Source organism: Streptomyces sp. NPDC051664 (assembly GCF_044453545.1).
Taxonomy (GTDB): Bacteria; Actinomycetota; Actinomycetes; order Streptomycetales; family Streptomycetaceae; genus Streptomyces.
In genome coordinates this window covers 465,993-477,285 of the sequence record NZ_JBITCU010000005.1, presented here as the reverse complement: position 1 = coordinate 477,285, position 11,293 = coordinate 465,993, and the positions used below count along the sequence as shown (strand labels likewise).

At 68.3% G+C, this 11,293-nt stretch carries 6 protein-coding genes and 1 pseudogene; 3 read left to right on the top strand and 4 right to left on the bottom strand.

Annotation, left to right across the window (positions count from 1 at the left end):
• Nucleotides 1-573: 573 nt before the first annotated feature.
• Complete coding sequence (locus ACIA8E_RS13485) at nt 574-2,130, bottom strand: hypothetical protein (RefSeq protein ID WP_399297573.1); 1,557 nt, start codon at nt 2,128-2,130, stop codon at nt 574-576.
• A gap of 388 nt (nt 2,131-2,518) precedes the next feature.
• Between ACIA8E_RS13485 and kdpB the strand changes: the two genes are divergently transcribed.
• Together kdpB and ACIA8E_RS13475 are read left to right on the top strand one after the other, a co-directional pair.
• Nucleotides 2,519-4,669 (top strand): potassium-transporting ATPase subunit KdpB, encoded by a 2,151-nt coding sequence (kdpB, locus tag ACIA8E_RS13480; RefSeq protein WP_399297571.1) that lies wholly within the window; start codon nt 2,519-2,521, stop codon nt 4,667-4,669.
• A 323-nt stretch (nt 4,670-4,992) separates the two neighbouring features.
• Nucleotides 4,993-5,802 carry an SDR family NAD(P)-dependent oxidoreductase gene (locus ACIA8E_RS13475; RefSeq protein WP_399297569.1) on the top strand — a complete coding sequence of 270 codons (810 nt, stop codon included), beginning with the start codon at nt 4,993-4,995 and terminating at the stop codon, nt 5,800-5,802.
• A 377-nt stretch (nt 5,803-6,179) separates the two neighbouring features.
• Here ACIA8E_RS13475 and ACIA8E_RS13470 read toward each other — a convergent pair whose 3' ends face one another.
• Together ACIA8E_RS13470 and ACIA8E_RS13465 are read right to left on the bottom strand one after the other, a co-directional pair.
• Nucleotides 6,180-6,782, bottom strand: a complete 603-nt coding sequence (locus tag ACIA8E_RS13470; protein ID WP_399297567.1) for a hypothetical protein — start codon at nt 6,780-6,782, stop codon at nt 6,180-6,182.
• 978 nt (nt 6,783-7,760) lie between these two features.
• Nucleotides 7,761-7,958: pseudogene (locus ACIA8E_RS13465) on the bottom strand (hypothetical protein); the annotation flags it as partial.
• Between the two features lie 683 nt (nt 7,959-8,641).
• Between ACIA8E_RS13465 and ACIA8E_RS13460 the strand changes: the two are divergent.
• Complete coding sequence (locus ACIA8E_RS13460) at nt 8,642-9,244, top strand: hypothetical protein (RefSeq protein WP_399297565.1); 603 nt, start codon at nt 8,642-8,644, stop codon at nt 9,242-9,244.
• Between the two features lie 119 nt (nt 9,245-9,363).
• Here ACIA8E_RS13460 and ACIA8E_RS13455 read toward each other — a convergent pair whose 3' ends face one another.
• The gene (locus ACIA8E_RS13455) at nt 9,364-11,013 is read right to left on the bottom strand and encodes a thiamine pyrophosphate-binding protein (RefSeq protein WP_399297563.1); all 1,650 of its coding nucleotides are present in this window, start codon (nt 11,011-11,013) and stop codon (nt 9,364-9,366) included.
• Nucleotides 11,014-11,293 lie beyond the last annotated feature (280 nt).

Here is an 11,293-nt window from a genome sequence, read left to right as displayed (position 1 = left end):
TTCGCCACCCCCTTGGCAACCAGAGCCACCAACGCGAAGACCGCGATCGTGGTGACGACGAAGGCCAGGTCGGCCACCGTGTGCTCCTAGATGAGATTCGGATCGAACGGACGGTTAGAGGAAACCCCCGCTCTGAGCGGCCACGCGCTCCGTTGACGGGTCCCTTACGGCCATGGGTGCTCTCTTGACGGACCTCTTACGTAGCCGTTCCCGCACCCCGAATATGCAGGTCCTGAGTGCTTCGGACGGCGATCTACGGTCCACCGGCCCGCCGCTTCCCGGTCACCCGGTCGGGCTGATCCGCCCGATGCGGCTGCGCCCCCGTCGTGAGGATGTCCGGCCCCCGGCGCGTGGTCGCCAGGACCGCCCGGTCGCCCGGCTTCCGGACCCGCCCGTGGGGCGGGTGCCATCCGAATCCCGGGCTGTCGAGGCGTGAGGCGCCCACTGGCGAGATGGCCGCGTCGGGCTTCTTGATCACTTCGAGCCGCCGCGTCTGAGCAACGAGGTCCGAACCTTGACGACTCTCTGCCATTCCTTGCATACAGGGCCTCGGACGCGGAGGCTCGCCGATACTCAGCCGCGAAACTCGGTCAGGCGTGGGCGCAGACCCAGCACGGTCAGTGCCGCGGTCGCCACCAGGGCGCCGCCGGCCGCCGGGAGCAGCCCTGAGACGGCGCCCCGACCCTCGCGCACGGACGTGGCGAAGTGGGTCCGGTTGATCTCGGTGACCTCGTCGAGGGCATCCATCCAGGCGCCGAAGTGGGCGTTGGACTTGTTCTTGTCCCAGCTGATGCAGAACACGACGGCCTCCCGCTCCTTGCCCTCGGCGACCAGACGGCGGATTGTGCGGTCGTCGCGCTGGTAAACGGCGTACGTCTCGACGGTCCGCTCGGCGGCGGCGCGCTCGCGCGGAAAGGTGATGTTGTCGAATTCGCGGCGGAATTCGCCCGTGAAGCGCAGGTCGGTACGGTCGGTGCGGTAGGCCGACCAAGTGTCGTCCAGGCCCGCGTCGTAGGTGTCGATGCTCGCGCCTTCGATTCCGTACAGCTGCTGCGACTTGTCGAGGAAGGCCTGCTGATAGCCGGTCCGCTCCTGCTTGACGAGGAGGTAGCGGCTTTCGTCGGCGTTCGCGTCGTAGGCGACGGCGCGGGCCCGGGACAGCGCGACGACGGAGTCGAACGCGTCGCGCCGGGCGCCGCGCAGATGCTCGGAGGAGGCAGCGAGTGCCTGACCGCCGACAGCGAGAGCGATGCAGGCGCAGAGCGTGGCAGCCGTCAGCCCCGGGTGGAGGATGCGGTGGAAGCTCCGCGCGAGATACCACTGCAGCACCACGAGAAGGGCGAGAAGCAGCAGGCCGAGCACGACGGCGGTGATCAGTTCGGCCCTGAGTCGGGAGCGTGCGGCATCGTACTCGGTTTCGTACGCGTCGTCATTGGCGGCGATCAACGCCCGTGACTCGGGCCGGATTTCGGCGGACAGCAGAGCGGTGGCCGAGCGGTAGTCGTCCACCGCTGCCGCCTTGCCGCCCTTGCGGCCGTCGTTCTCCAGAGCGCGGCCGATCAACTCCTGATAGCGGGCGAAGTTCTCGGTCAGCGCCTCGACGGTGTGCTCGGCCCGCGCGTCGCCCTCTGCGGCGACGGCGAGGGTGCGCAGTTCGCGGCTGACGGTGCGGCGTGCGGCGTCATAGAAGCCGGTGGCCTTGCCGTACGGGACATCCATCCGGTCCGCACCCGCATCACCGCTGGACAGCAGGATGTTGGCAGCCTGCGCGTCCATGTCGTTCAGGGCCAGATCGAGACCGGCGGCGCTGGTGGTTCGGGGAGCGTCGCGTCCGCCCACGGTGTCCCAGGTCGCGGAGACGGCCAGCCCTGCCAGAAGCAGAAGCAGCGCCAGCGCAGCAGTGAGCAGCAGGATTGCGGCACGGATGAGGCGCAGCCTGGCCGGAAGTGTCGCCCAGCGCCGCCGCAGCCGCTTTTTCAGGGCATCGCTGCGTGGGCGGCCCGGATGCTGCCCCCCTCGTGGCTGCGAGCCGGGACGCCCCGCTGGTGGTACGGCCGTCGCATGGCGTGTTCCGGCTTCAGCCCATGCCTCCGCCTCCGGACTGTGCGTGGTACCGGCGGTGATGGTCACGCGCCCTCCAAGCTCACACCACGGGCGTTCGTCCGCCCCGTGCCGGTCAGTCTCAACCCGGCTCGGACGCGAATCGACCTCCCTTGACTCTGTCCTGACGCTCCGTCAGTGCTTCTTGACACGTGCTTGACGCCAGATGCCGAAGGCTGTCAGAAGGCCGTAAATACCCCCAGCACAGCGCGGGTAAGGAGGGTGCCAGCGGCTATATTCCCCTTACTGCCGCTCGAGATCGCGGACGTCAGTGGCATGACACGCACTCGGCGACGGGTATGCGGCTTCCCCGCGCCGCGTCCACAGTTCGCCTGGTCGACGCCCGGGCGCCCCCTGGCGTCGACCAGGCCCGTGCGCCTGCCGCTCCCCTGCAGACCCCGTCAGAAGGTCCTTTGTGATGCTCCCCGCCGCCCCCCAGCAGGCTCCGACAGCACATGCACCCGGCGGGAGTCCTCCGGACCGACCGCGACGGCGGCGCTCCCAGCAGGGCGGGTTCTTCGATCCCGTACAGCTGGTGAAGTCCTTCCCCGAAGCGCTCCGCAAGTTGCGCCCTCGGGCTCTGGTGAAGAACCCCGTGCTGTTCGTCGTCGCGGCCGGATCGGTGCTCACCACGCTCTCCGCGCTCATCCATCCGTCCGTCTTCACCTGGGTGATCAGCATCTGGTTGTGGCTGACGGTGATCTTCGCGAACCTCGCGGAGGCGGTCGCGGAGGGCCGCGGCAAGGCGCAGGCCGAGTCGCTGCGCAGGGCGCGCATGGACACCGTCGCCCTGCGGCTGCGCCACTGGCGGTACGGGACGGACCTGGCCCGTGCCGAGACCGAGGCCGTTGCCGCCACCGACCTGCGGCTCTTCGACTTCGTCCTCGTCGAGGCGGGCGAGATGATCCCCGCCGACGGCGATGTGGTCTACGGCATCGCGGCGGTCGACGAGTCCGCCGTCACCGGCGAATCCGCCCCGGTCATACGCGAGTCGGGCGGCGACCGCTGCGGCGTCACGGGCGGTACGACGGTGCTCTCCGACCGGCTCGTCGTACGCGTCACCTCCCGTCCCGGACACTCCTTCATGGACCGGATGATCGCCTTGGTCGAGGGCGCACGCAGGCAGAAGACCCCGAACGAGATCGCCCTCAACATCCTGCTCGCCGCGCTGACCATCGTCTTCGTCCTGGTCGTCGTCACCCTCCAACCGATGGCCGCCTTCGCGAACGCCGCACAGTCCACGACCGTGCTGGTCGCGCTGCTCGTGACGCTCATCCCCACGACGATCGGTGCGCTGCTCTCCGCCATCGGCATCGCCGGCATGGACCGCCTGGTGCAACGCAACGTCCTGGCGATGTCCGGCAGAGCGGTCGAAGCGGCCGGCGACGTCAACACCCTGCTCCTCGACAAGACCGGCACCATCACCCTCGGCAACCGCGAGGCAACCGGCTTCGTCCCGCTGCCCGGTGTCGATGAACTGATGCTCGCGGACGCGGCCCAGCTCTCCTCCCTCTCCGACGAGACGCCGGAGGGCCGGTCCGTCGTCGTCCTGGCGAAGGAGCGGTACGGACTGCGGGCCCCGGCCGAAGGGGAGCTCGCCCACGCACAGTTCGTGGAGTTCAGCGCCCAGACCCGGATGAGTGGCATCGATATGCACTGGGACAACGGGGCCGTCTGTCACATCCGCAAGGGCGCCGCGGCGCAGGTGATCAACTGGGTGGAAATCCGTGGTGGGGCCGTTCCGTCCCAGGCGGTCCTATGGTCCGACTCGATCGCCTCGAGCGGTGCTACGCCACTGCTGGTCGCCGTCCACGACTGGGACGGGCCGCGAGTGCTCGGCATCATCCACCTCAAGGATGTCGTCAAGGACGGCATCCGGGAACGCTTCGCGGAGTTGCGCCGCATGGGCATCCGCACGGTGATGATCACCGGCGACAATCCTCTGACCGCCAAGGCGATCGCCCAAGAGGCCGGCGTCGACGATTTCCTCGCCGATGCCACCCCCGAGGACAAACTCGCTCTGATCAAGCGCGAGCAGGAGGGTGGCAAGCTCGTCGCGATGACCGGCGACGGTACCAACGACGCGCCCGCGCTGGCTCAGGCGGACGTCGGCGTGGCGATGAACACCGGTACCTCGGCCGCCAAGGAGGCCGGGAACATGGTGGACCTGGACTCCAACCCGACCAAGCTCATCGAGATCGTCGAGATCGGCAAGCAACTCCTCATCACTCGGGGCGCGTTGACGACGTTCTCGATCACCAACGACGTCGCCAAGTATTTCGCGATCATCCCGGCCATGTTCACCGGCATCTATCCCGGACTGGAAGCCCTCAACCTCATGGGCCTGCACAGTCCTACCTCCGCGATCACCTCGGCGATCATCTTCAACGCGCTGATCATCGTGGCGCTGATCCCGCTCGCCCTGCGCGGCGTGCGCTACACCCCGGCGTCGGCGCACGATCTACTGCGCCGCAATCTCGCGGTGTACGGCCTGGGTGGGCTGATACTCCCGTTCATCGGCATCAAACTGATCGACCTGCTGATCTCCACGATCCCCGGGCTCGGCTGACCCGTATCAGAGGGGTGTCAAGGACGGCCGGGACGTCTTGAGCCGTTGTCCGCGAGCCGTTTGGATGGAGAGCGTGAACAGCGAGTGGCTCCTTCTCGACCGGCCGCCTCATCAGGCGTCGCCCCGTCGTGTGCCCCGCTGCCCGGACACGCCAGCCTCCCTCCCCCCACGCCCTTTCGGCGTGGGGGGACTCCCTGACGCGTAGTCCGTAGCCCCCGGGGCGCCGTGACCTGGTCCGGCGCCCCTTCGTCGTATCCGTACACGCCCGGCCCTCCTCCGCTACGCGGCAGGCGGCGAAGCGTGCCCAGATCCATGGATGGACCATGTCCGACTCAAACCTTTCCTCCCACACCGTCCTCGTCACCGGGGCCACCTCCGGCATCGGCCACGAGACGGCACGGCTACTCGCCGAGCGCGGCGCCACCGTCCTCGTACACGGCCGCACGGCCGAAGAGGCACAGGCTGCTACCGACAAGCTCGTCTCCACTGCCGGCATCCCCGCCGAGCGCCTGTGCCCCTTCGGTGCGGACTTCTCCCGTCTCGAAGAGGTCGAACGGCTCGCCCACCGAGTCGTCATGGAGCACCCGCACCTGGACGTCCTCGTCAACAACGCGGCCATCGCCGCGCCCGAGCGTCACACCGTCACCGTGGACGGCAACGAGATCGCGTTCCAGGTCAACTTCCTGGCGCACTACCTGCTCACCAACCTGCTGGACGAGGCGCTCACCAGCGAGCCGGGCGGCCGCGTCGTCAACGTCTCCTCCTCGCTGCACCGCACCGGCTCCATCCAGTGGAGCGACCCCAACCGCGCTCGCCGCTACTCCCGCCTCGCCGCCTACGCCCAGTCCCAGCTGGCGCTCACCGTCTTCGCCGCGGACCCGCGCGTGACTGCCGTCTCCATCCACCCCGGCATCTGCGACACCGCCCTGCTCCCGCTCTACGCCCACCACGGAGCCACCGCGTCCGACGGCGCCACCCACGTCGTACGCCTCTGCGATCCGGCCACGGAAATCGTCAACGGGGCGTACTACGACTGCGACGAGCGCGTCGAGCCCGCTCCCGCCGCCACCGAAGGCCGCACGGTCCAGCGCCTCAACAAACTCGCCGACGTCCTCGTCGGCCAGCTCATCTGAAGGGAACGCGGACATTCATGTCGAAGCGCGCACGTAAGAAGAAGGCCCGCCGCAAGAGGAAGGCGAACCACGGCCACAAGGCCGGCGGGAGCTGAACCCAACTGGGGCGGCCTGCCAACGGGGCAGGCCGCCCCGCGTCGAACTCGGGCGGAACATCCCATGCTCCAGCGTGTATCGCACCAACTCCCCGCGTGCGCCCTGCGGTTCCCCGCCGCCACACCCGGCCGGCAGCCCTGACCGAGCATGTCCTGGCCACCGGACACGGCCACTGGTGGGCCGGCCCGACCGGCCGCAGGTAGTCACCGTTTCGTCCGGGGATCCCGTGCTTCTGCCTGGCGACCCCACCGTCGCGGCGGATCGACGGCGAGACCGCGCGCTCAGTCCTCAAGGTCTCCGGCCTGAACCGGCGTCCTCGGGTCGTCGGCGCATACCCGCCGGGTCGAACGCGAATGCGCCGTCTCCCGGTCGATCCGCTCGGACAACTGGCGGAGCGCGGTCGCCCCGCACAGCAGCGTTCCTCGCCCCAGAGAAGAGCGGGCGCCCGTGTCCAGCAGCCGCCACAGGTGGGGATTGGCGATGAGCACCCGCGGGTCCACTTCGACACGTGCGCCGTCCAGGTCGCGCAGTACCAGTCGCAGCGAGACCCCGTCGGACCAGCGCACCCCCACCAGGCGGTCCGTCCGCACCCGGCGCCTGCGCAGCAGACCGCGGGAAGCCAGCCAGCCCTCGCCCGCGGTCACCCGCGGCGGCACCAGCACCACGAGCAGCAGGACCGCGAGCGCAACCCACATGAGGGCGCGCAACCCGGTAAGTCGGCCGGAGCCCACGTCGATCAGTAGCAACAGTCCCAGAAGCAACGCGGAGCAGCCGCAGGCGGCCCGTAGCTGAGCGGTCCAGCCGTCATCCGACGCGGACGTACCTGGGGGTTCGCCGCGGTCGGCGTCGCGCCCAAGTACACATTGAGTGATATATCTACCCATATAACCCACCCTAAGTAGGTTCCCGGACCCCAGCAGGTCATTGATGCACCGCTGACGCGGCACACGGCAGCTTTGACGCCGCCCTGACCGTCTCCGTCAAGAACGCGTGAAGAGATCGCCGCCTCGGCCAGGAACACGCCGCCACCCTGGCAGGACCGACCGGCCACGGACACGCCCTGAGCAGCCGTTCATGCTCCGGCCCACCCCCGGAACCGCCCCCGCCGTTGCAGGCCTGCCTCGCCGCGGTCCCCCTTCCCGATCACGGCCTTGAGGTCACCGCTGCCGTCACGACAAGTGTGGTCAAGACAGCCGGATCACGTTGCCGAGTCACCTGACCCCAGCTGCATGCTCCCGGGCCCCACTCGCCTGGTTCCGCCCTGGATGCAGCCAGCCTGCCGACGTGACTTCCTCGCTCGGCTGACGCAGAACGAGCGTGCAGATGGTGGCCAGAAACCGTCAACTCGAAGCAGGGGAAGCGTGATCGGTGCCGTGACTGCCCTGGGCTCCTTCGTTCCGGGCACAGCGTCGGCTGCGGCGAAGGGCGAGTCGCGGAAGCTTCCGACGTCTGCGAACGGGTGGACCCTCGAGAAGGAAGCGAACCACGTCTCGACCGTGTGGACGCGCCCAGTGGCAGGCACAGGGCTCAAGGTCGACGTCCGGATCGGCGACGTGGAGCTGATTCTCGTCCACGTGATCCGGCGCTTCCACTACGAAGTGGAACAGATCCAGCGGGTCGACCTGGCCGGCTGGCGGGCCATTGGCAAGATCCACAAGGATCTACCGGAATCAAACCTTGCCTCCGGCACCGCGGTACAGATCAGACCGGGCGCCGGCGCGAAGGGCGGACTGTTCCCCTTGCAGGAACTGGCGCTCCGCGACATCCTCGCCGACTGCGAGGGTGTCGTGCGCTGGGGCGGCGACGACAGCACGGTGAACGAATCGCTGTTCTACATCGACGCAGGTCCGAACGACGAGCGGATGCGGAAGGTCGCTGACAAGCTCCGCGGCTGGGACGCGACACCCGGTGAAGGCGCCGGCGTGGAAGTGCACCCTCGGGCGGACCGACGAGGAGGAGGTGTCCCGGTCGGTCTCGTTGTTGTGGGCGAGCCAGTGCTTCAGCACCGGGGCGGTGCGCCAGTAGTGCGGGTGGTCGCCGCGCACTGTCCCCGTCCCGGCGCAGCCGCGCGGATCGTCTGGCCCGCACTCAGCGTTCGGACTGACCTGGCGCCCCGCAGAAGGACAAATCTCCTCCTCCCAATGAACCGGAGAACCGTCGGGAGGGGGAGCTGGGCGGATACTGCAGCGGCCCCCGCTGCGCCGTCCGGCTCCCCGGCGGGTGGCGCACAGCCCCTCTGCGTCTCAGCAGCGGACGGGTGGCCGCCGGCCCACCCGAATGTCCGGACGAGTGACACGGAGAGGTTTCGGCGGACGGTGCCCCACCGCCACCGATGGCCAGGCGTCCTTGACGGACGGCCCACCGAGCCGGACACGGATCGCCGACCGAAGATCTGCCGGCCGGACAGCCGAACAATGGCTGCGAGGAGACGTGGGCCAGGCGCTGAGATGCCGAATCTCCGACGAGGGCATACCGTCCATTTGGCTCGTAGTGCCCTATGGGAGGTGCTGATGTCCGCTCTCGTCGTGATCGGTTACGACGGCGCCGGAGGTGACGACCAGCCTCACGTGCCCGTCAACCGCGTGAGCCTCGCCCCGATCGCGCTCCGTCCCTTCTGATGCCTGTCCCGTCCCACTGGCGGAAGCCGGGTCGCGCTCAGCACCGCACGCCCGCTGGTCCCGCCCCACGGGCCGGTCGAGTCGGCAGGCTGTTCTCCCGAGTCGTGCGGGCATTCACTCGGCCAGTGGGTCGTGCCGCCCTGGTCACCCTGCTCGGTACGGCGCTGATGCTCACCGCGCTACCGCCGGCCGCGCACGCCGGGGCACGCCGGGCCGCTCCCCCTGTTCAGCGGAGTGACGAGAGCGCGGGCGGTCCCGTGCACAGGTCCGAGGAGTGCAACGCGAACCCTGCTTCGTGCCACGACTCGAACCGGCTGTATCAGTACATCTACTCCCTAGGGATCCACCCCTTCACCAGCCCCCACGATGTGCTCAAGCAGCTCACCGGAAACTTCTGGCTGTTCTCGGTGCGCGGCGCATGTCCCACCCGGATCCACCCGAAGGACGAGTGCGCATTGCTGGGTGGAAACCCGGTCCGGGTGGAAGCCATCGAGTACGACCACCTTCAGATCGCGACCCTGCCCGGCCACGTTCTGGGTGATGGCCTGCACATCCGCTTCACCTTCACCCGCAGTCTCGGCTTCCACTACCTGATCGTGAGCGCCTGGCAGAGGAAACCGACCGCGTGCACCGAGAAGACACTGTGCAATGTGGCAAGTCGTGTGGGTGCCTGGGCACTGTGGCGAGTCCTCGCCGAGACGCTGGCGATATCGGCCTACCTCGCCTGACGCAGCCGAACAGCCTGCCCAGGTGTCGTTCGGACATCGCAGACAGGATGGGGCGCACACGGCTGCCCGGTACACCGCTGTCCGGCTTCACCGTGGCGCTTACGTCATCGTGCCGGCCGTCAGCTGAGGTGCTTGGCGATCTCCCAGCTTGCCGCCAGTTCCACGTCGCCGTTGATCCGTACGTCGACCAGGACCGGGCCGTCCTCGACGGCCAGTGCTCGGTCGATCTCGCCGAGGTCGTCGGGCTTGCGTACGGTGAAGCCCTTGGCACCGAATCCTGCTGCGAGTTTCGCGAAGTCGGGCTCCGGCATGTCGGCGTAGGTCGCATTCAGATTCTTGTGGACCAGATCGTGCTTCTCCTGGCCCACCGCGTTGTCGTTGAAGACAATCACAGTGAGCGGCAGTTTGTGGCGGACGGCCGTATGGAAATCGGCGACGTTCATCATGAACGAGGCGTCCCCGGTCGTATGCGTGACACGCTGCCCGGGGCGTGCGAAGCAGGCACCGATGGCGAGGGCCAGGCCCTGGCCGACGGCACCGAAGTCCCAGCCGACCGCCCAGTTTTCCGCGCGCGGCACGGTGAGGATCTTCACGCAGACCATGGCCGCGTGACCGCCGTCGATCACCAGGATGCGGTCGTCCTTCGGCAGTGCGTCCTCGAGGTGCCGTACCGCCCTGCGTGGATCCGTCGCGTCTCCGTCGTCGTACTGAAGCGTCGTCGGCTTCCGGTCGTCCTGGAGCTTCTGTACGAGCCCGGGGTCGGGCCGGCGTGCGTCCGCCGTCTCGGCGAGCCGGTCCGCGAGGGCTGCCACGGCCGTTCCGGCGTCGGCCGTCATTCCGACGGCCACACGGGCGAACCAGCCGAATGCGTCCGGCCGGTCGTCGATCTGGATGATCTTCTTCCCATTCGCCAGGATCTTCCCGAAGTCGGTCGTCCATTCGTTCAGGCTGGCGCCGACGACCACCATCACATCGCTCTCGGCGAGTGTCTCCACCGTCAGATGGGAACCCAGTCCGCCGCTGACTCCCAGATACAACGGATGATCCGCGCAGAATCCGGCGGCGAGAATGGATACTCCGACCGGTGCGCCAAGATGCTCGGCCAGTCTGCGTACCTCGGACTCCGCGCCGGAGTTTCGCGCCCCGAGTCCGCAGAGAATCGTCGGCCGCCGGGCTGACGCGAGTAGCCTGACCGCTTCCTCGACATCCTGCGTACGCGGCGGCTGGAGGGTGTTGGGCGCGTACATGGGCCGGTACGTCCAGCCGGGATCCGGAATCTCCGTCTGCTGGACGTCCTGGGGAAGATTCAGAATGAAGGGCCCTTTCCGCACCTTGATCTGACGGAATGCCTCCCCGAGGCAGTAGTCCACGTTGTGCACCGATTCCAGTCGGACGGTGGCCTCGGTGGTGAGTCTGGCGAGTGCCTGCTGGTCCACCATTCCCTGCGGGTTGTACGGGTCACGGAGGGAGGCGTGTCCGGCGATCAGCATCAGGGGTGTGCGGTGGAGCCGTGCGGCCACCAGCGAGGTCGTGGCATTGGTGTAGCCCGGGCCTTGGGTGACCGACGCGAGACCGGGCTTGCCACTGAACCGGGCGTAGCCGTCGGCCATACCGACGGCGCTGGATTCATGGTGGGCGTGGACGAATGTCGCACCGTGCCGTTCGCCCAGGTCCACGATCAGGTCCTGGTTCGCATCCCCCATCACGGCGAACAAGTGGTCGAGCCCTTCGGCGGCGATCGCGTCGGTGACAGCTTGGAATGCCTTCATCGGAGTCTTCCTTCGGGTTCGCTGGTCTTGAACCAACAGGCGCCGATGCGTTCGACGGAATGCGGCGTTGCCTTGCTCCGCAGGCGCTTCATGGTGCGGCCGAATGGGTTCCCCGGCCATCGCAGGAGAAGCCAGAGCGTAATGCACCCGCACGCCGTGGATCTTGTCGACAGGGCGCGGTGAGTACCGCGATTGCGGTACGGGTACCGATTCGGCGTAACTCCGGTGAAGTACGGCCTCTCATGGCACACGAGTGCCGGCGACCGGCCACGGGCGGCCC

Bases quoted from the DNA above. Each gene is read 5' to 3' on its own strand.
- kdpB (WP_399297571.1), top strand. From the start codon at position 2,519: ATGCTCCCCGCCGCCCCCCAGCAGGCTCCGACAGCACATGCACCCGGC.
- ACIA8E_RS13475 (WP_399297569.1), top strand. From the start codon at position 4,993: ATGTCCGACTCAAACCTTTCCTCCCACACCGTCCTCGTCACCGGGGCC.
- ACIA8E_RS13470 (WP_399297567.1), bottom strand. From the start codon at position 6,782: ATGGGTAGATATATCACTCAATGTGTACTTGGGCGCGACGCCGACCGC.
- ACIA8E_RS13455 (WP_399297563.1), bottom strand. From the start codon at position 11,013: ATGAAGGCATTCCAAGCTGTCACCGACGCGATCGCCGCCGAAGGGCTC.